At 63.7% G+C, this 19418-nt stretch carries 22 protein-coding genes and 1 tRNA gene; 9 read left to right on the forward strand and 14 right to left on the reverse strand.

Annotated features, from left to right (window positions below; genetic code table 11):
* Positions 1–106: 106 nt before the first annotated feature.
* Positions 107–1036 (forward strand): hypothetical protein, encoded by a 930-nt coding sequence (locus IG122_RS18395; protein WP_193187157.1) that lies wholly within the window; start codon positions 107–109, stop codon positions 1034–1036.
* Positions 1037–1102: 66 nt separating this feature from the next.
* On the opposite strand, the gene IG122_RS18400 is transcribed toward IG122_RS18395, so the two are convergent.
* The 3 genes from IG122_RS18400 to IG122_RS18410 all read right to left on the reverse strand — a co-directional run bounded on the left by IG122_RS18400 (position 1103) and on the right by IG122_RS18410 (position 2957).
* On the reverse strand, positions 1103–1549 hold the full coding sequence (locus IG122_RS18400) for a hypothetical protein (protein WP_193187160.1): 447 nt from the start codon (positions 1547–1549) through the stop codon (positions 1103–1105).
* A 227-nt stretch (positions 1550–1776) separates the two neighbouring features.
* Positions 1777–1853: transfer RNA gene (locus IG122_RS18405), tRNA-Pro, on the reverse strand.
* Between the two features lie 87 nt (positions 1854–1940).
* Positions 1941–2957, reverse strand: coding sequence for a polyprenyl synthetase family protein (locus IG122_RS18410; RefSeq protein ID WP_226893733.1), 1017 nt, complete (start codon positions 2955–2957; stop codon positions 1941–1943).
* Positions 2958–3110: 153 nt separating this feature from the next.
* Between IG122_RS18410 and IG122_RS18415 the strand changes: the two genes are divergently transcribed.
* Genes IG122_RS18415 through IG122_RS18425 form a run of 3 tightly spaced genes read left to right on the forward strand, consistent with a single transcriptional unit; the run spans position 3111 to position 4952 of the window.
* Positions 3111–3329, forward strand: coding sequence for a putative signal transducing protein (locus IG122_RS18415; RefSeq protein ID WP_193187163.1), 219 nt, complete (start codon positions 3111–3113; stop codon positions 3327–3329).
* Positions 3307–4083 (forward strand): tRNA1(Val) (adenine(37)-N6)-methyltransferase, encoded by a 777-nt coding sequence (locus IG122_RS18420; protein WP_319024928.1) that lies wholly within the window; start codon positions 3307–3309, stop codon positions 4081–4083. Before IG122_RS18415 ends, IG122_RS18420 begins: the two co-directional genes overlap by 23 nt.
* An 11-nt stretch (positions 4084–4094) precedes the next feature.
* The gene (locus IG122_RS18425) at positions 4095–4952 is read left to right on the forward strand and encodes a S49 family peptidase (RefSeq protein ID WP_193187170.1); all 858 of its coding nucleotides are present in this window, start codon (positions 4095–4097) and stop codon (positions 4950–4952) included.
* A 3-nt stretch (positions 4953–4955) separates the two neighbouring features.
* Here the strand turns inward: IG122_RS18425 and IG122_RS18430 are convergent, their stop codons facing one another.
* Entirely contained in the window at positions 4956–5939 is a 984-nt protein-coding gene (locus IG122_RS18430) for a zinc-dependent alcohol dehydrogenase family protein (RefSeq protein ID WP_193187173.1), read from the reverse strand.
* Positions 5940–6081: 142 nt separating this feature from the next.
* Between IG122_RS18430 and IG122_RS18435 the strand changes: the two genes are divergently transcribed.
* Both IG122_RS18435 and IG122_RS18440 read left to right on the forward strand, forming a co-directional pair.
* Positions 6082–6636, forward strand: a complete 555-nt coding sequence (locus IG122_RS18435; protein WP_193187176.1) for a GNAT family N-acetyltransferase — start codon at positions 6082–6084, stop codon at positions 6634–6636.
* Positions 6637–6666: 30 nt separating this feature from the next.
* Positions 6667–6891 (forward strand): hypothetical protein, encoded by a 225-nt coding sequence (locus IG122_RS18440; protein ID WP_193187179.1) that lies wholly within the window; start codon positions 6667–6669, stop codon positions 6889–6891.
* A 10-nt stretch (positions 6892–6901) separates the two neighbouring features.
* Here the strand turns inward: IG122_RS18440 and IG122_RS18445 are convergent, their stop codons facing one another.
* Complete coding sequence (locus tag IG122_RS18445; protein ID WP_193187182.1) at positions 6902–7615, reverse strand: Fe2+-dependent dioxygenase; 714 nt, start codon at positions 7613–7615, stop codon at positions 6902–6904.
* Positions 7616–7800: 185 nt separating this feature from the next.
* Here IG122_RS18445 and IG122_RS18450 point away from each other — a divergent pair, with 185 nt between their 5' ends.
* Both IG122_RS18450 and IG122_RS18455 read left to right on the forward strand, forming a co-directional pair.
* On the forward strand, positions 7801–8487 hold the full coding sequence (locus IG122_RS18450; RefSeq protein ID WP_193187185.1) for a GntR family transcriptional regulator: 687 nt from the start codon (positions 7801–7803) through the stop codon (positions 8485–8487).
* 116 nt (positions 8488–8603) lie between these two features.
* The gene (locus IG122_RS18455) at positions 8604–9530 is read left to right on the forward strand and encodes a DMT family transporter (protein WP_226893734.1); all 927 of its coding nucleotides are present in this window, start codon (positions 8604–8606) and stop codon (positions 9528–9530) included.
* Here IG122_RS18455 and IG122_RS18460 read toward each other — a convergent pair.
* Positions 9527–10402 (reverse strand): DMT family transporter, encoded by an 876-nt coding sequence (locus tag IG122_RS18460; protein ID WP_193187188.1) that lies wholly within the window; start codon positions 10400–10402, stop codon positions 9527–9529. The two genes, IG122_RS18455 and IG122_RS18460, sit on opposite strands and share 4 nt — an antisense overlap.
* Positions 10403–10510: 108 nt before the next feature.
* Between IG122_RS18460 and IG122_RS18465 the strand changes: the two genes are divergently transcribed.
* Positions 10511–11218 (forward strand): helix-turn-helix transcriptional regulator, encoded by a 708-nt coding sequence (locus IG122_RS18465; RefSeq protein ID WP_193187191.1) that lies wholly within the window; start codon positions 10511–10513, stop codon positions 11216–11218.
* On the opposite strand, the gene IG122_RS18470 is transcribed toward IG122_RS18465, so the two are convergent.
* From IG122_RS18470 to IG122_RS18505, 8 genes are all read right to left on the reverse strand, one after another.
* A complete protein-coding gene (locus IG122_RS18470; protein WP_193187194.1) occupies positions 11188–12075 on the reverse strand; it encodes an endonuclease/exonuclease/phosphatase family protein in 888 nt (295 codons plus the stop codon). The two genes, IG122_RS18465 and IG122_RS18470, sit on opposite strands and share 31 nt — an antisense overlap.
* Positions 12076–12150: 75 nt before the next feature.
* The gene (locus tag IG122_RS18475; protein WP_193187197.1) at positions 12151–12636 is read right to left on the reverse strand and encodes a GNAT family N-acetyltransferase; all 486 of its coding nucleotides are present in this window, start codon (positions 12634–12636) and stop codon (positions 12151–12153) included.
* A 10-nt stretch (positions 12637–12646) separates the two neighbouring features.
* Positions 12647–13615 (reverse strand): ABC transporter ATP-binding protein, encoded by a 969-nt coding sequence (locus IG122_RS18480; RefSeq protein ID WP_193187199.1) that lies wholly within the window; start codon positions 13613–13615, stop codon positions 12647–12649.
* The gene (locus tag IG122_RS18485) at positions 13612–14616 is read right to left on the reverse strand and encodes an ABC transporter ATP-binding protein (protein ID WP_193187203.1); all 1005 of its coding nucleotides are present in this window, start codon (positions 14614–14616) and stop codon (positions 13612–13614) included. Before IG122_RS18485 ends, IG122_RS18480 begins: the two co-directional genes overlap by 4 nt.
* A gap of 36 nt (positions 14617–14652) precedes the next feature.
* Positions 14653–15561, reverse strand: a complete 909-nt coding sequence (locus IG122_RS18490) for an ABC transporter permease (RefSeq protein WP_226893735.1) — start codon at positions 15559–15561, stop codon at positions 14653–14655.
* Between the two features lie 4 nt (positions 15562–15565).
* Positions 15566–16483 (reverse strand): ABC transporter permease, encoded by a 918-nt coding sequence (locus IG122_RS18495; RefSeq protein WP_193187209.1) that lies wholly within the window; start codon positions 16481–16483, stop codon positions 15566–15568.
* 103 nt (positions 16484–16586) lie between these two features.
* On the reverse strand, positions 16587–18104 hold the full coding sequence (locus IG122_RS18500; RefSeq protein ID WP_193187212.1) for an ABC transporter substrate-binding protein: 1518 nt from the start codon (positions 18102–18104) through the stop codon (positions 16587–16589).
* Between the two features lie 226 nt (positions 18105–18330).
* A complete protein-coding gene (locus IG122_RS18505; RefSeq protein WP_193187215.1) occupies positions 18331–19398 on the reverse strand; it encodes an Ldh family oxidoreductase in 1068 nt (355 codons plus the stop codon).
* Positions 19399–19418: the final 20 nt, after the last annotated feature.

Below are 19418 nucleotides of genomic sequence, written 5' to 3' on the forward strand. Positions count from 1 at the left end.
TTGCGGTGGAAATGCAGTTTCATAAGCTCCGCGAGAGGCGTGTGTTTGGAATTTCCAATTTTTCCAAAAACCTTTCGGTCCTGATGGAAAGGCCCCGGCGAATTTGATGATTCGGCCGTTCTCCGACAAGCTTCGCGTGGTCATGCGCATTGCCGGATGCGAGACCCAGAAGGCGCTTTATGCGCGTCTCAAAGCGGTCAATCCGGAGACTGCCTACGATCCGATCCGGGCTTACAAGTGGATTCAGGGCCGGTCGAGCCCTCGCAACCGGGCTGTCTACGATGATCTCGCGCGCCTGCTTGAAATGGAGGCGACGGGGGACTGGCTGCGGAACAGCAGTTACGAGGAATTCTACAGCCGCGTATGCGCGCGTTACGGCGATATTCTGCCGTCCCCCTCCGAGGAAATCGGCCCGGGAGAAACGGAGACTCCGTCCGCGGAGACAATGGATCCGGGCGGCTCGCTTCCGGCCTATCTCGTCGGGAGCTATTTCTCGGTTTCCCGCGCCTGGTCACCGCACCGTCCCGGAACGCTGATCGCCGGAGTGACAACCCTCTCGCGGGATTCCGACGGCAGGTTCCAATGCGACTATCTCGAATGTCTGCCCTGGGGAGATCTCCGGATGACGGGCGCGGTCCAACGCGTCGGGCGCAACATGGCCGCTTCGATCGCTGACAGCGATGCGGAGATGGCGATCAATTTCACCTATTCGATCCCGCCGGCGCCCGCCGCAATTCTGGCCGGCGTGATGAGCGGCGTGACCCTGAGCGACGCGGAGATGCGCCCGATCGCGGGCCGGGTCCTCAGCCTGCGTCTTCTTGACGGAGAGATCGATCCTGCGCGGGTCAGTGGATATCTGGGGCTGAATGAAGACGAACTCGCGGAAAAACTGCGCTTCTGCGGCCTGAGCGACGCGCAGGTCTCCGAACTTGCCCCGGATATCCTGAATTTTCTGGTCGATCCCGGCGATCGCGGCGTGATCGAGGCTCCGGCTTCCATGATCAATGCGATGATCGCCAAGGTCCTGGGGAACTAACGGTTCCAGGGGGCTTTTCTCTGCCACGGGCGAGGCGGTCCGATCCAGCGACCAGCCTGTCTGCATCTACTGCCGCAAGTCGACATCGATCGAGTAAAGCCGCCACACCCCGCGTTCCGCCTGAAAGCGCAGCAGGTAGGTCATCCGGAAGCGGCTGAGTTCGATCTCGCCGGAGAGCCGGAGAACGCCGTCATGCACGGTCTCGCCGTCCTCGTCGGGGAGGATTTCCCGAACGGCGACTTCCTCGATATTGACGCCCTCTTGCCGGAAGGAGGCAAAGGCACGGGCAATGTCCTGCTCACTGTTCTTATTCTGGAAGTCGAGGGATGCCATCTCGCGGAACAGCGAGTAATTGCCGCTCAGATTGGCGTCGTTGAAGCGCAGCAGCGTGCTGACGATCAGGATGTCGCGTTCTTCCTCGCTCGGCATGGCGGCGCTCGCCGGGCCCGCGGAGAAGGCGACAAGAAAGGCGACCACGAGAGCCGCCAGGATACCGGTTTTATTGCTTTTCATTCTTGCGTGAGCCCCGTTCCCCCAAAGCCGTCCGGACGTGAGCATGCCGGTTTTCGGCAGGGGCGAGAACTGGATTTCTGCGCGAAGGGGAAAAGCCGATGGCGGCCTCAGCTACAATCTAGCCCCGACCCTCTCGGAGGAGGCCGGACTCCTCGCGGAACCGGATTTGCCGCGAATAAAAACGGGCATCCGATACGTATTTCATGGAAAGAGGCAGAAAGATTAAATGGTCGGGGAGAGAGGATTCGAACCTCCGGCCCCTGCCTCCCGAAGACAGTGCTCTACCAGGCTGAGCTACTCCCCGACCGACGAGAGGGCGCTATATAGCGTGGCCTCCCGACCGCATCAAGCGGTGATTTTCATTCCGTTACAAGTTTTTGCGGATCGCGGCTCAATAGGCCCGTTCGACGCAGAAATCGACCACGTCGATCAGCGCCTGCTTGGCGTCTCCGTCCTCGAACAGGCCGAGCGCGTCGCGGGCGATGGCGGCGTAGTGGCGGGCGCGGTCGAGACTGTCGGCGAGCGTGTTGTGCTTCGCCATCAGCGCCTGCGCATGGGCGAGATCGCCCTCCTGCTGGTCGAGATCCTGCAGCGTGCGGCGCCAGAAGGCGCGCTCCTCGTCGTCGCCGCGGCGGAAGGCGAGGATCACCGGCAGGGTGATCTTGCCCTCCTGGAAATCGTCGCCGACGGTCTTGCCGAGCTTTTCCTGCTGCGCCGAGTAGTCCAGCACGTCGTCGACGAGCTGGAAGGCGATGCCGAGATTCATGCCGTAGCTCTCGAGCGCCTGCTGTTCCGCCTTCGGGCGTTCGGCGACGACCGCGCCGACTTCGGCGGCGGCGGCGAAGAGCTTCGCAGTCTTGCCGCGGATCACCTCGAGATAGGCGCTCTCGTCGGTCTCGGTGTCGTTCGTGGTGATGAGCTGCTGCACCTCGCCCTCGGCGATCACGGCGCTGGCCTCGGAGAGGATGCGCATCACCTCGATGGAGCCGTCGGACGTCATCAGCTGGAAGGAGCGGCTGAAGAGGAAGTCGCCGACCAGCACGCTCGCCTGGTTGCCCCAGACCGCGTTGGCGCTTTCCCGGCCGCGGCGGAGCTCGCTCTCGTCGACCACGTCGTCATGCAGAAGGGTGGCGGTATGGATGAACTCGACGCAGGCCGCGAGCTTCACGTGCCGCTCGCCCTGATAGCCGCAAAGTGCGGCCGCACCGAGGGTCAGCATCGGGCGGAGGCGCTTGCCGCCGGCGGCGATCAGGTGCCCCGCGAGCTGCGGGATCAGCGCCACCGGGCTCTGCATATTCTCGATGATGGTCTTGTTGACCCGGTCGAGATCGGCTTTCACCAAATTCGAGAGGCCCTCGATGGAAGCCTTGCGCTTCCCGCTGTCTCCGAAATCCACAACCACGCCCAAGGCAAACTCCGTGTCGCTTGACGCCCTTCAATCGCGCAGCGAGCATAGGTCCGCAAATCGGGCGGTCAAGTCTCGCGCCCGCGCTCCGGTGCCGCACAGCGAAATATGCCGCCGTGACGGTCCGCAAGAGATACAGGTTTCCGGGAACTCGCCATGAAGGAACTGCTGCGCACGACCGACCTTGTCCGGCTTTCCTTCCTCGGCGCGCTGCTGCGGGATGCCGGGATAGAACCGCTGGTGCTCGACAATCACATGAGCGTGCTCGAGGGCAGCGCCAATGCGATCCCGCGCCGGCTTGCCGTCAGCGACGAGGATTACGTTCTGGCGAAACGCGTTCTGGAGGATGCGGGTGAGCCTCTCGACGAAGACTGAGTCTCCGGTGGAGGTCACCGAGGACAGCCTGCTCGGCGGCAGGGTGCGTTTCCTGCAGCCGGCTGCCGGGTACCGCGCCGCGGTCGACCCGGTCCTGCTGGCGGCCATGGCGCCTGCGGAGGCGGGCATGCAGGTCCTTGATCTCGGCTGCGGTGCGGGGGCGGTTCTGCTCTGCCTGCTGGCGCGTGTGCCGGACCTCACGATCATCGGGATCGAGGCGGAGCCGGAAATGTGCGACCTCGCTCGCCGGAACGCCGAGCTGAACGGCGTCACTGACCGTTTCGAGGTCCGCCAGGGCCGGATCGAGGCGCGACCGCCGCTGTACGAGGAAGGCGCGTTCGATCTCGTGCTCGCCAACCCGCCCTACCAGGCGCCGGAGACCGCCGACCCGTCGGCGAACCGGCTGAAGGCGGCGGCGCATGTCGAGGCGGATACCGTGGCGGCGGACTGGATCGAGGCCGCCTATCGGGCACTCCGCCACAAGGGGCGGTTCGCGATGGTCCAGCGGGCGGACCGGCTGGCCGACCTTCTGGCGCCGCTCGACCGTCGCTTCGGCGGGATCGAGGTGCATCCGCTTTATCCGAAGCCGGGGCGACCGGCGAAACGGGTGGTGCTGATCGCCCGCAAGGGCGTACGCACGCCGCTTGCCCTTTCAAGCGGGATCGTCCTGCACAATATGGATGGGAGTTATTCCCCGGCCGTCGCCGCCGCCCTGGACACCGGGTACGCGCTGGCGCCGGCCCTGTCCGAATAGAGGAGCAGCAGATGCCCCGTCGCCGCTGGTCGTGGCTCAACCCCTTCCATCCACGCGACCCCGAGGTCGCGGTGATCCGTCTGAAAGGTCCCATCGGCGATCTCGGGTCTTTTCGTCAGGGGCTCAATATCGAGCGCTTCGACGGCATTCTCGAGGCCGCCTTCGCCTCCCGCCGCACGAGCGCGGTGGCCCTGCTGATCAACTCCCCTGGCGGCTCGCCCGTGCAGTCGGACCTGATCAAGAGCCGAATCGAGGCGCTGGCCCGCGAATATGAGAAGCCGGTCGTCGCCTTCACCGAGGACCTCTGCGCCTCGGGCGGTTACTGGATCGCCCAGGCGGCGGAGGAGATCGTCGCGCATCCGTCCTCCGTGGTCGGCTCCATCGGCGTGATCACGGCCGGGTTCGGCCTGCAGGAGGCGATCGCGAAGCTCGGCATCGAGCGCCGGGTACACACCAAGGGGACGGCGAAAGGCATGCTTGACCCGTTCCAGCCGGAGAAGGCGGAGGATGTGGAGCGGCTGGAAGCCCTGCAGCGGGATCTCTACGAGGGTTTCAAGAAGGTGGTGCGCCGCCGTCGCGGCGGAAAACTCAAGGGCGAGGACGCGGAGCTCTTCAGCGGCGCGGTCTGGACCGGAGAGAAGGCGCTCGAACTGGGGATCGTCGACAGGCTCGGCGATCTTCGCACGGTCATGCGGGAGCGCTTTGGCGAGGACGTCCGCTTCCGAACCTACGGTCCGCGCCTGTCCTTCTGGCAGCGGCTGCGGCGCGGGAGCCGGTCTTCGAGCGCTGTTGGCGAGATGCCGTCCCTAGCGCACGGTCTGATCGCGGCGATCGAGGAACGGCTGCTCTGGAACAGGTTCGGGCTTTGAGTCTCAGCCGTTCGGGCGCAGCAGGACCTTGCCGCCCCGGCCCTCGCGCTTGGCATGGGCCATCGCCTTCTGGATGTCTTCCAGCCCGTAGCGCGCCTCGACCGCGACCTTGAGTGTGCCGTCGAGGAAATAGCCGGAAAGTTCCGTGTAGAGGTCCCGGATCTTTTTCCCCGACATTCCGCGCATCAATTTCGCCAGCCAGAAGCCGGTCAGGGTGATGTCGCGGAAGACGACCTGGTGCGGGTCGAGCGTGCAGGGCTTACCGCTCAGGAGTCCGTAATTTACGATGGTTCCGCCGGGTGCGAGACATTCGGCCATGTCCTGAACGGCAGAGCCGGCAATGGCGTCGAGCCCGAGCTTGATCTCGGCGCCGTTGGTGGCGGAGGCGACGCGTCTGGCGAGGTCCGGGCCTTCCAGCACGACGACATTGGCGCCCATGTCGTGCAGCGGCTTGATCAGGTCCTTGCGGCGGACGACGTTGACGGTGTGCAGGTCGAGCTTGCGGGCGAGCTTGATGACATCGGTGCCGACGCCGGAATTGGCGGCGTTCTGCATCACCCAGTCGCCGGGCTTCAGCTTCACGTATTCCTGCAGCATGAGCAGGGAGGTTGCCGCGTTGACCTTCATCATCGCCGCCTGTTCGGGGTCGATATTCGCCGGCAGCTTGACCAGTTGCGCCGTCGGGAGGGTCAGTTGCTGGCTCCAGTTGGCGCGGTAGAGGCTCATCACCAGATCGCCGGGCGCGAGATCCTTCACGCCGTCGCCGACCGCGGTCACCCGTCCGGCGCCTTCGATCCCGAGGGGAGAGGGCGTCTCCGGGATGCTGGCGTAATTGCCCTCGATGCCGAGAATGTCCGCGGGGTTGATGGAGCAGGCGATCAGTTCGATCGTCGCCTCGCCCTTGCCGGGCGCCGGGGCATCCGGAACGTCCTTGCAGACGACGACCTGTTCGGCGGGTCCGACACGTGTCAGTTCAGCGGCTTTCATTCTGGCTCTCCCTCGCTCCAAGCGTGCGCACCGTCGCGGGTTTCCCGGCGCGCTCTTTCAGAAATGATCCAACGCAACGGCAATTCAACAGTTTCTTTCAGCAATGCTGTGTTCGGCGAGCGGAGGCTGATAATCTCGCCGCATGGACAAGCTCACGGAAAAGACGGTGGCCGGGCGTGCGCCTGAGCGGCTGGAAACGGATCGTCTCATCCTGCGCCGCTTCGAGGAGGCGGATCGCGCGGAAATGATCCGCTTCTACGGTGATCCCGAGGTCATGGCGATCCGGAAATACGGAGTGAGAGACCCGGAGGCGGCGAGCGCGGCCTTCGATGTTCTGATGCGGCACTGGGAGACCCACGGTTTCGGGCTCTATGCCGTCCTGGAGCGCGGCAGCGGCGCCTTCTGCGGGGAATGTGGTCTGCGCTACGTGGACGGCGGCATGGAGATCGAAATCTCCTACGGGCTGTTTCTGCTCTTCCGCGGCAAGGGTTACGCGACGGAGGCGGCGACGGCGGCGCGCGATGTGGCCATGAAAGTGCTCGGCCTTCCCGACCTCGTCGCCTTTTCGCGCGGCGACAACACGGTCTCTCACAAGGTGCTGGAGAAGCTCGGCATGGTGCTCGTCGAGCGCCGCGAGGTGCCGGCGCACGGTCACGGTGTTGTCAGGTATCTGCTCAAGCCCTCTTCAGGCTCTTGAACTCCCGGCGCGATCAGCTAAAACGGTCAAATGTTCAGTCTGCAGAAAATTCTCGTTCTCTTCGCCGTTCTCGCGGCCATCTGGTACGGCTTCAAGTTGGTGACCCGGCTCGATCAGGCGCGCAAGCAGAAGCTGAAGGAAACGGCACGGAACGGCGGCTCGTCCGGTACAGCTCGGAACGAGGACGGCGTGGTCGACTTGGTTCAGAATCCGGACGGGACCTACGGCCAGAAGAACAAGGACCGAAACGCCTGAAGGGCCGCGCTCAGCGCGTCCGTTTCTGCAGATTGCCCCGGATCTTCTCCAGCTTCAGCGTCAGGAAGGTCGAGAGCTGCGGGTTCTGATCCGCATTCTGCGAGACCGCGTTGAGGCATTGCAGCAGGTCGGCATTCATCTGCCGCATGAATGGATCGGAGATCTCGCTCTCGATCCAGGTGAGTGCCACGACACGGGAGCCTGAAGTGACCGGGTTGACCCGATGGATCGAGTTGGTGGCGTAGAGTATCGCGCCGCCCGCCGGCATCTTGAAACTCGGCGCGAAAGTCATGTCGCTGTCGATCACCAGTTCTCCCCCCTCGTAGCTTTCCGGGTCGGACAGGAAGATCGTCATGGAGAGGTCGGAGCGCAGTTCCTCCGTCGTCCCCTTGCTCATGATGTTGTTATCCATGTGGTCGCCGTAGCCACCACCATTCTCGGTCTTCGAGACCAGGAACTTGCCGATCTTCGATGGTGCCGCGAGAAAGGTGAAGAGCAGAGATTCGCGGCGCTGGTAGTCGCGCAGGACCGTGGTGATCGCATCCGAGATAAGCACCCGCAGCTCGCTATCGCCCTCCAGCTCCAGGTTCCGCTTCTTCTTCTTGTCACGGCCTGCGGTCTTGCCGCCGTCGACCCACGTTTCGGGGGAGCCCGCAATGCGGTTGTTGATTTCCCGGACAAGCTCCGGCGGCAGCAGGTGGGGGATCGGATAGACGTAAGGCATCGCAGGATCGCTCTCTCGGATTAAATGCGGAGGCCACCCTAACCGACAGTCCGGAACCGGGCCAGATCCATATGGATGCTTCGCGAGAGACTTCGTGGTGGGAGCTGGCTCGCGGTTACATTATGGTGACTTCCCGGTTCTTGAAACCGGCGCCTCATGGCGGCCGGACAGTGAGTGGAATGGTCATGACCCGCAAACGTCTAGCGAAGGACGGTCACAGTTCCCCGGCGGGGGAGCCGCGTGGCGAAACGGCGTATCTGAAGCTCAAGGAGGCCATTCGCACCGGCGAACTGAAGCCCGGTCAGCGGGTGCGCGAGAATGAGATGGCGGAAAAGCTGGACGTCAGCCGCACGCCGGTGCGCGAGGCGTTCCGGCGTCTTGAGGCGGACGGGTTGCTCAGCTTTGCGCCTTACCGGGGCATGGTGATCTCGGAGCTCGATCACCAGGCGATCATGGAACTCTATTTCATGCGTGAGGTGCTGGAAGGCACGGCGGCGGGGCTTGCCGCGCGCCGTGCGTCGGAGGCGGAAGTCGCGATTCTGCAGGAACTCGTCTCGCTCGATCCCGGGAGCAAGGGCAAGCCATCCTCGGTGGCCGGACACAATCGCCGCTACCACAGCGCTCTCTATCACGCCGCTCATAACAGGTACCTGCTGAAGACCCTGAATGTGCTGCAGGACGCGATGGCGCTTCTCGGGCCAACGACCATGGAGGTCGAAGGCCGGGCGGAGGAGGCCAAGAAGGAGCACGCTGCCATCGTCGAGGCCATCGCGGCCAAGGATGCGGAGTTGGCCGAACGGCTCATGCGGCAGCATATCCGTGGCGCCCAGAAAGCGCGTCTGCATCTGCTCGCCAGCAGCGAGGTGGATTAGAACCGTCCGGTCGGCCGGTCGTATTAGTGACTTCCGGTTGCGCGAAAGGCTGTTTTTATTTCCCGATTATGAAATAGTGGCGGGTAAGAAATCCTTATTCTTTCCAACAGGCAAAGATGATCCGCGCCCTGTTCCGAGAAGTTCAGTCCCGCTTCCTCGCCATATCGCCCAACGTTCAGGGCATGATCTGGATCGCCCTCTCCGGGCTGGTCTTTTCCTGTTTCATGGCGATCGTGCGCTATGTCGGCGCGACGCTCGATCCGGTGCAGACCGGCTTTCTGCGTTACGCCTTCGCGCTTTTCTTCATGGCGCCGTTCTTTCTGAAGCTGAGGCCGTCGGACGTGCGCAACGCGAGGCTTCCGTTGCATGCCCTGCGCGGGTTCCTGCACGGTGGCGGCGTCCTGCTCTGGTTCTACGCCATGTCGCGCATGCCGCTCGCGGAAGTAACCGCCATGGGCTTTACGGCGCCGGTCTACACGACGCTTCTCGCCGCCCTCTTTCTCGGCGAGGCGATCCGGATCCGCCGCATCATCGCCATCGTGACCGGCCTGCTGGGCGCGTTGATCATCATTCGCCCGGGGTACGCCGTGGTCGATCCGGGGGCGATCGCGATGCTGATCGCGGCACCAGTCTTCGCCTGCGCCGACATTGTCGCGAAGAAACTGACCCTGACCGAAAGCGGGCCGGCGGTGGTCGCCTATCTCTCGGTCTTCGTCACGTTGTTTACGCTGGTCCCCGCGATCTATGTCTGGCGTTCGCCGACCTTCGAGGAACTGCTGCTGGTGGCCGCGACGGCCGGCCTCGCGACCCTCGGGCACCTGCTGATGACCCAGGGCTTCAAGGTCGCGGAGATGTCGGCGATCCAGCCGATCAAGTTCGTCCAACTGGTCTGGTCCGCGATCATCGGCTTCGCGATCTTCGGCGAGATTCCGGAGATTTTCACCTGGATCGGCGCGGCGATCATCGTCGGTAGCGTGTCCTACATCGCGCACCGCGAAGCCGTGGCCAGGAGGCGGCGGCGTCAGGAGATTTCGTCTGGCTAGGTGCGGCGGAGCCTTGTCCGCGTGTTCCTTTGCTGCGCCAGGACGATGGCCGACAGAATGATGGCGCCTCCGATCACCGTTTCCCGGGGCGGAACCTCTGCAAGGAAGAGGTAGGCCCAGATCGGTCCGAGCGGTGTTTCCAGAGCGCTGAGCAATCCCGCTTCGGCCGACGGCAGGAGCCTCGATCCTGCGGAAAGCGCGATCGCCGCCAGGATGAAGAGCAGCCCGAACGCCGCCATTGCCAGGATATTGCCAGGATCGGCCGAGAGCGGGTCACCGAAGGCGAGGGCGATCGGAACCAGCAGCAGCGAGGAAAGCGCCGTCGGGGTCGCGACGACGGTGTCCGGCCAGCGCCTGTAGATCACCATTTCGATGGCGAGCGTGAAGGTCATCCACAAAGCGAGGAGGTCGCCGCCGAGCGTGCCGCCGCCGACCGAACCACCGACGATCAGAGCGACGCCGGCAAGGCTGGCGCAGCTTCCCGCAAGTGTCGCACCGCTGGGGCGCTCTCTTAATGTCGCCCATGCGATCGCCGCCGCGAGAAACGGCACGGCAGCGTAGATCAGGGCGACATTGGCGACGCTCGTCAGTTTGAAAGAGGCGATGAAGCAGGCCGAGCCGGTGACGCGGACAAGGGTCACGGCGAGGGCTGGCCGGGTGAAAGCGGCGATCTCGGCGCGGATACGTCCGGTCGCGACGAGGAAGCCGAAGATGAAGGCCGCCGCCGTCAGACCGCGCCAGAAGACGATGGTCCAGGCCTCTTCCGCGATGCCTTTCGCGAACAGACCGGCGGTACTGAACAGGAGAGCGGAAAGGATCACCAGGATCGTGCCGCGCAAATGCGGGGTTGATGGAATTGCGTCGGATTGCATCGCGGCGGCCGGTACTGTGGGAACATGTCCGGTTGCAGATACACCCACCCTCCTGACATCGTGCTGTCAGCAGCGAGCTGTTAATTTTCAATAAGAAGAGAAGACTCAATGCGGCCTACTGACAGATTGTTCGAAATCATCCAGATCCTCCGCGGCGGGCCGGGCCCGCATCGGGCGGCAGATCTTGCGGAGTCGCTCGAGGTCTCCGTCAGGACGATCTATCGGGACATTGCAGCCTTGCAGGCGATGCGGGTTCCGATCCTTGGGGAAGCGGGCATCGGCTACGTATTGCGCCGGGGCTATGACCTGCCGCCGGTTAATTTCGATATTGAGGAGGCGGAGGCGATCTCGGTCGGGCTCGCGATGCTTGCGCGGACCGGGGATGCCGGCCTGCAAAGCGCCGCTGTGCGTGCCGCCCGCAAGCTTTCCGAGGCGACACCGCTCACCGACGCGCTGATGACCACCAGCTGGGGCGTTCCGGACCAGGCGTTGCTTTCGGATATCCGCGCTGCGATCCGGGACGAGCAGGCACTGGCGACCCTCTATGAGGGGATGGACGGCAGCCTCACACGCCGCACGATCCTGCCGATCGCGCTGATCTACTACGCGGAGGTCACCGTGCTCGCCGCCTGGTGCCGGCTGCGCGGAGACTTCCGGCACTTCCGGCCCGACCGGATACACGAATGCCGTCCTGCCGGCGAAAGCTTTGCGGGCGAGGGGGCGCCGCTCCGCCGGAAATGGGAGGCGGCCAGGCAGGCGGACCCCGCCGCAGGCCGCCTCGCAGGTCAGAGATCGAATTCGACGAAGACGGGGTAATGGTCCGAGACGTCGATGTCGGTCCCGACACGGCTGCCCTTCACCTTCGGCGCGAGGTCGTCTGTCACCAGAACATGGTCGATCTTGAAGTCGCCGTCCCTGTTGTAGAGCGTCGAGACACCTTCCTCTTCGTGCCCCGAGGCGACCCATGTATCGACCAGCTGGTCGTAGTGCCGGGTCCGGCCGCGCTTGTGGTGCGGTTCGCCGCAGAGATAGGCGTATTCCTCCGAGGTCGGGCGGCAGTTGAAATCGCCGGCGAGGATCGCGCTCCGCGGAGCGGGCGCGAAGGCGAGGCCTTCGGTCCAGTCGAAGGCGGATTCCGGCGGCAGCGGGTGCGGCGCGTCGATCGGGGCGCCTTCGTAGGGCGCGCGGAAGATGTACTCGCGCAGCGCCTCGACCTGCGGCATGCGGTGGGACGGCGCCTGATGGCCGAGATGGGTGCTGTAGACCCGGATCGGGCCGCCGGGCAGCTCCACGATGGCCTCTACCGCGCAGCGCTGCAGGTCGAACACGCCGGGAGACGGCTTCTTCCTCAGATGCAGGGTGCGGGAAGCGGAGATCGGCCACCGGCTCGCCACCATGTTGCCGAAGGTGCGGCGGCGGTTCACCACCTTGCCGCTGTCGTCCCGCGTGCTGCCGTCGACATCGAAGGTCGAGCCGAAGACGTAAAAATAGTTCAGCCGTCCGGCGAGGGTCGCCGCCTGGTCCTCGAATTCGTCGCGCGGCCAGCCCTGCACGACCTCCTGGAAACAGATGATATCGGCTTCGGCGACCGCGTCGGCGATGCGCAATGTGTCGAACTTCCCGTCCTGACCGAGGCCGAACTGGATGTTGTAGGTGGCGAAGGTGAGTGTCATGGCTGTCCCGGAAGCTGGGCGATGGAGGGAAGCGCACGCTATCCGATTCCGGTGACAGAACGGTGACGTTGCAGGCTACCGGTTATGTGCCTGACTTGCGGTTCGGTTCCGGACAATCATGCCGTGCTTCTCTTCCCCGTCGAAGCCGACCTTCTCGTAGAAACCGCGTGCCTCGGCGGAGCGGCCGGTGAGCAGCATCACCTTGTAGGCGTCGGCTCCCCAGGCCGCGGCAATGATCGCTTCCAGCACGCCGCGCGCGAGACCACGGTTTCTGTAGTCGCCCAGTGTCACGACATTCTCGACGAGCACATAGGGGCGCCCACCATAGGTCATGTTCGGCAGTAAATGGGACGTGGCCATGGAGACGATCCGGCCATCCAGCTCAGCGCCGTAGATCGCCGTGCCCGGCAGACCGAGGATCTGGGAAAAGCGCTCCCTCCCGAAATCGCCTTCGGCGACCGTCCGTTTGCTCGACATCGCGCGATAGAGCGCGACCGCGTCGTCGAAGTCCTCCGGCACCAGCGCCCGGTATAAGACGCCTGTGGTGCCGGTTCCGCTCATCGTCCCGGGCTCAGGCGTATAGGTGGCACTCGACCTTGCCGTCGGCATCCTGGATCACCGGCGGTTTGGTCTGGGAGCACGGTCCGAAGGCCTTCACGCAGCGCGGATGGAAGGTGCAGCCGCTCGGCGGGTTGATCGGGTTCGGGAAGGCGATGCCGAGGCCGCTGTCCGGAACGCCGAGACCGGGCTCCGGCGTCAGCACGGAGCCGAGCAGGGCCTCGGTATAGGGATGCCGCGCCTTTTCGAACAGGGCCGCGGTGTCCGTTTCCTCGACGATGCGGCCGAGATACATCACCGCCACCTTGGTCGCGATATGCTCGACCACTGCCAGGTTGTGACTGATCAACACGTAGGTCAGGCCCAGTTCCTCGCGGAGATCCATCAGAAGGTTCAGGATCTGCGACTGGACCGAAACGTCGAGCGCGGAGGTCGGCTCGTCGCAAATGACGATTTCCGGCTTCATGATCAGCGCCCGGGCAATGGCGACGCGCTGGCGCTGGCCGCCGGAAAGCTGATTCGGATAGCTGTCATAGACGCGGCGCGGCAGACCGACGATATCGAGGATATCCTCGACCGACTTGCGCCAGCTCGACGGGGCACCGACCTTGTGCACGCGCAGCGGCAGGGAGACGATGGAGCCGATGGTCTTGCGCGGGTTCAGCGAGGAATAGGGATCCTGGAAGATCGGCTGGATCCGGCGCGCGATCGCGGTCCGGCTGCCGCCCTGATAGGCGGGCTCGCCGTCGATGAAGATCTCGCCCGAGGTCGGCGGCTCGAGACCGAGCAGCATTTTCGCCAGCGTGGACTTGCCGCAACCGGATTCGCCGACGAGGCCGAGCACGTCGCCCTTCTCGATCTTGATCGAAATGCCGTTGACCGCGTGCAGCGGCTGTTTCGGGCTGAAGATGCCCCGGCGGATCATGAAGGTCTTGGTGACGTCCCGCATTTCGAGGACGGGAGGGACGGTCGCTCCGGTCATGCGGATACAAGCTCCTTGGCATTGGCTTCACAGGTCGCGACGTCGAGGGTGCAGCGGTAGCCGCGCCCCGGCGCGAGGGTGTGGTACGGATCGGTTGTGTCGCAGGCGTCATGCGCAAAGGCACAGCGGTTGCGGAAGCTGCAGCCCTTGATGTCGCCGATCAGGGTGGGAACGATCCCCGGAATGGAACCGAGACGCGAGCCGCGGGCGGTCTTGCCCGGTACCGGGATGCAGTTGATCAGGCCCTGGGTATAGGGATGCAGCGGCTTGTTGAAGATCTCGGTGACGGTTCCGGCCTCGACGATCTTGCCGGCATACATGACCGCGACCTTGTCCGCGACCCGGGCAACGACGCCGAGATCGTGGGTGATCAGGATCAGGGCCGAGTTGAACTCCTTCCGGAGCTCCGCCAGCAGATGGAGAATCTGCGCCTGGATGGTGACGTCGAGCGCCGTCGTCGGCTCGTCCGCGATGATCAGTTCCGGATCGCACATCAGCGCCATCGCGATCATGACGCGCTGGCGCAGACCGCCCGAAAGCTGGTGCGGATACTGCGAGAGACGGCTGGCGGCGGCGGTGATGCCGACCCGTTCCAGGAGATAGATCGCCCGCTCGCGGGCTTCCTTGTCGCTCGCTCTCTTGTGCCGGACATAGGGTTCCATCAGCTGATTGCCGATGGTGTAGGCCGGGTTGAGCGAGGTCATCGGCTCCTGGAAGATCATCGCCATCCGGTTGCCGCGGATCGACGCCAGTTCCTTTTCCTTCATACGGAGCAGATCCGTGCCGGCGAATTCCATCTTGTCGGCGGCAATCTTCGCCCGCTTGGGCAGCAGCCCCATGATGGAGAGCGAGGTCAGGGACTTGCCGCAACCTGACTCGCCGACGATGCAGAGTGTCTCGCCCTTGTCGACGGAGAAATCGATGCCGCGGACGGCATGCAGGTCACCGGCCGCGACCGGAATATCGACTGTGAGGCCTTTGACTTCGAGAACGGCTGACACGTTAGGCTCCAGTTCCGGAATTCGTCGGGTGATGCATCAATTTCTTGCCTCCGGTGCGGTCACGTCGCGGATGCCGTCGCCGACCAGATTGATCGCGAGAACGAGCAGAAAGAGAGCGACGCCGGGGATCATGATCATCCACGACTCGAAGAGGATGTAGTCCTTGCCTTCCGAAACCATCAGGCCCCAGGACGGGGTCGGGGGCTGCACGCCCATGCCGAGGAAGGAAAGGGCCGCTTCCAGCAGGATCGCATGGGCCATCTCCAGGGTCGCGACCACGATCAGGTTATTGACGATGTTCGGCATGATCTCGGTCAGGAGGATGCGCGGGGTGGAGCAGCCGACCGCCTTCGCGGCGGCGACATAGTCCATCTGCCGGATCTGCAGCGTGGCGGAGCGCATGACAACCGCGTAGCGGTCCCAGAGAAGCAGGCCGAGCACGCTGATCACCACGGTCAGAGAGCCGCCGATCAGAGCCACGACGGCAAGGGCGACGAGCACAACCGGCATGGAGAGGCGCACGGTGATGAGGAAGGTCACGACCATGTCGACCCGGCCGCCGAAATAGCCCGCCGCCACACCCATGGCTGTGCCGATCACACCGGAAATGAAGGCGGCGGCGAAGCCGATCAGCAGGGAGATCTGGGCGCCATACATGAGGCGGGACAGGTAGTCGCGGCCGAGCTGGTCGGTTCCGAGAATGTGGTCCCAGTTTCCCGTGACCCAGACCGGGGGCTTCACACGGGCGAGCAGTTCCTGGGCATAGGGATCGTGCGGTGCGAGGAACGGCGCGGTGAGCGCCATCAGGAACATCACGAGGAGGATGCCTCCGCCGATCATCAGGCCAAGGTGCCCGAAGATGCGGCGGCGAAGCTGCTGGCCCGGCGTCGGGCCGACGATGTCCTCGGCGGCGGGCAGGCCGCGATTTGCGATGGTCGTTGTCATGGCTTCAGCCCACCCGGATCCGCGGATCGAGCCAGGCATTCAGCAGATCCGAGAGAAAAGTCAAAACGATGTAGAAGAGAGAGAAGATCAGGACCACCGCCTGCACAACCGGCAGGTCGTTCCGCCCGATCGATTCCCAGGCGAGATAGCCCGCTCCGTGCAGCGCGAAAATGCTTTCGATCACGATCGACCCGCCGAGCATGAAGCCGAACTGGACCGCCGCCAGCGAGACGACGGGGATCACGGCATTGCGCAGCGCGTGCTTGAACAGCACGACATGTTGCGGCAGGCCTTTGGCCCGTGCGGTGCGGATATAGTCAGAGCCCAGCACTTCGAGCATGCCGGTCCGCGTCAGCCGCATGATGGCCGGCGTTGCGTAATAGCCGAGCACGATGGTCGGCAGGATGAAATGCTGCCATGTGTCCGACCCGGTGGTCGGCAGGATCTGGTACTCGACGGCGAAGACGACGATCAGCACCAGCGCGAACCAGAAACTCGGCATGGCCTGTCCGACGACGGAAATACCCAGCGCGAGCCGGTCGAGGATACTGTTCGGCCGCATCGCCGCCAGCACCCCGAGCGGAATGGAGAGGACGATGGCGAAGGTAATGGCGCAGACCCCGAGGGTCATGGAAATCGGAAGGCGATCGAACAGGATGTCGGCGACCGGGAGCTTGAAATAGAAGCTCTGACCGAAATCGCCCTGCATCGCGTTCAGGAACCATTCCGCATACTGGATCAGGATCGGACGGTCAAAACCGTAGAGTTCCCGGATATATTCAATGTCGGCTTCCGTCGCCGCTTCGCCGGCGATCGCCGTCGCGGGATCTCCCGCCACATAGGTCAGTGAGAAGGTGATCAGAGAAACTGTAAGCGCGACCAGAAACGCTATGAAGAGGCGCTTCAGCGTGTAGACCAGCATTATCGTGCGTCCCGCGCGCCCGCCGCGTTTTGCCGGCGGCGCGTTTGTTCTTTGAGGGGTGGCATCCGGCCCCCGCTTTTGCAGGGGCCGGTGCGATTAGATCTTATTTCCAGCTCGCGTTAAAGAACCGCGGGATTTCATCCGAGGTCGGAGTGAAATTCAGGTCGTTAGAGAACGCGTAGTTGGTGTTGTAGGACCAGAGCGGCAGCCAGTAGGCCTTTTCCGCGATGATGGTCAGGGCTTCCTTGTACGCCGCTTCGCGCGCTTTCAGGTCGACGGTCGTGTCGCCCTTGTTCAGCAGTTCCTGAACCTTCGGGTCCTTCGCGAGGTCGTCGTTGGTGCCGCCGAAGAAGTGGCTGGTGATCGCGGAAACGTCGTTTACCGAGTTGGAGCCCCAGGTCATGAAGGCGAACGGCACTTCCTTGGCCCGGATCTTGTCACGCAGGGCCGCGTATTTCAGGAAGCTGAAGTTGGCCTTGATGCCGACCTGGTTCAGGAAGCCGATCATCGCTTCTGCGTAATCGCGGTTGCGATAGGCGTAGAAGTCGATCGTGAATCCGTCCGGATAGCCGGCTTCGGCAAGCAGGGCCTTCGCCTTCTTCGGGTCGTATTCGTACTTCGGAACGTCCGTCGTGCAGCCGACCTGGGACGGGAAGCAGGCCGAGTCGACGACGGAGGACTTCCCGCGCACGAGAGCCTCGACGATGGCCTTGCGGTCGATCGCGTGGGAGATCGCCTGGCGGACCCGAACATCTTTCAGCGGCGTGTCGGCGACGGCACCGGTCGCGTCCATGGTCAGATAGCCGATGCGGAAGGTCTGCTCGTTGACGACCTGGACCTTGCCGGAAGACTGCAGACGGTCGGCCTGGTCGGCGGGAACACGCCACATCCAGTCGGCACGGCCGGCAAGCAGCTCGGCGATCTGGGTGTTACGTTCCGGAATGGTGCGCTGGATGATCTTGCCGATCGTCGGCGTACCCTTCGGGCCGTCCTTCATGTAACCGTCGAATTTTTCCCAGACGACCTTCTTGCCCGGCTCGACTTCCAGAACCTTGTACGGGCCGGAGCCGACCGGCTTCAGGCCCATACCGTCCGGACCGACTTCCGAATAATAGTCCTTCGGATAGATCGGCAGGGTGCCGGAGACGAATTCGAGCGCTGCCGGGAACGGCTCTTTCAGGTGGACGAGCACCTTGTACTTGTCGACCTTCTCGGCCGTCTTGATCCAGTTAACGTTGCTCGGGGTCTTCATCCCGTTCGCCGGATCGGAGACCCAGTTGTAGGTGTAGACCACGTCGTCGGCGTCCAGTTCCTCGCCGTTATGGAACGTGAGGCCTTCGCGAAGAACGAATTCGAGCGTGACGTCATCGACCCATTTGTAGGACTTCGCGATCAGCGGGACGTAATCCATCGTCTTCGGGTCGCGATACAGCAGACCGTCCCAGGTCAGCCGCGAGAAAATGATGCCTTCGCGAGCCGTGTTGAAATAGAAATCAACGTTTTCCAGCTCGCGTTCCCAGACGATATTGAGGGTGTCGTCCGCCTTGCCGGCGAGGGCCGCCGGAACTGCGGAAACGAGCGTCAGCGAGGCTAACGCTGACGCAGCAATTAATCTTTTCATGTCCACTCCTGCTCATTGACCGGTTTTTTTGCAGCAGAGGCATCTGCCGATGCCGGTCCGCCAAGTCGGACGGGACGTCCGGACCGATTGGAGCCGGAAGCATTGCAGGCTGACATCCCGTTTGCAAGGAATTGAAGCCGTCGCATCCCGGAAATATTGCGTTGCAATAAATAAATTATTTTTATGTGTATTTGTGCTGATTATTGTTATTTATCAATAGATTATATCAATGTGCATTGGCTCGCAGGGAAATTGGCGGCACCAGTCCGTATTTCGAAGCCCAAGGCTTCAACGCGTCCAGTATCCCGGGATAGAGAACAACTCCTGAAGCAGTCGCTTTCTCCCGTTTGGCGAGCGCGTTTTCCCCCGGCAACCGGACGGGCGGGCCCCCCGCGACCGGTTTGTTGGCATGACAGCGTTCGACGATGTGATCGATCTGCCGGATGAAGGCATCGCGCCCGGAAAAGGCCGTCGGATCGCTCACCTGAATGTGGACGCCCGCGCCCCAGCCCTCCGCCGGGTCCGCCCGCCCGTGTCCGGCGAGGCCTTGTGTCAGGGCCTCGATCATCAGGGCGAGGCCATAGCCCTTGTGCCCGTATTCCTTCCCGCCGATCGGCAGGATGGTTCCGGGTGGATCGGTGAACAGGACCGCCGGGTCGTCGCTCGCTTCGCCGTCCGCATCCTGCACCCATTTGCCGGGAAGCTTCTTGCCCTCGCCATGGAGCCGGCCGGTCAGCCCGTTCGTCGTGATGGAGGCGCTGGTGTCGATCAGGATGGGGTCGCCACCGGTCGGGATGCCGACGGCGATCGGGTCGGGCGTGAAGAGCGGTTCCGTGCCGCCATAGGGCGCGACGCTGGCAACCGCGGGATCGGAGGACGTTATCTGCACCATGCAGCCCTCACGGGTGGCGCGTTCGAGGAACACGGCGAGGCAGGCGATGTGATGGCTCCGGCGGATCGCGATGCTGGCCGTGCCGTAGAGCCTGGCGCGCTCGACGGCCAAGTCGACGGCCCGGGCGGTCAGCCAGACCCCGGGCAGACGGCGGCCGTCCCAGGTAACGACGGCGCCGCGGTCGCTCAGCACCTCGGGACCGCCCCGCTTTTCCATAGTCCCGTCCTCAAGGGCTTTCAGATAGGGCGCGCAGAGCTGCAGGCCATGAGTGGTGTGCCCCATCAGATCGGCCTCGACCAGCAGCGGGCCGATCGTCCCGGCCTTGTCCCGGTCAAGCCCGGCCGCCTCGAAGAGATCGGTCGCGAAGTCCGCCAGGGCCTTGGCATCGTAGCGCTGTTCCATCGTTTCCCCCTGTCTTTCCG

This window comes from Nisaea sediminum, assembly GCF_014904705.1.
Taxonomy (GTDB): domain Bacteria; phylum Pseudomonadota; class Alphaproteobacteria; order Thalassobaculales; family Thalassobaculaceae; genus Nisaea; species Nisaea sediminum.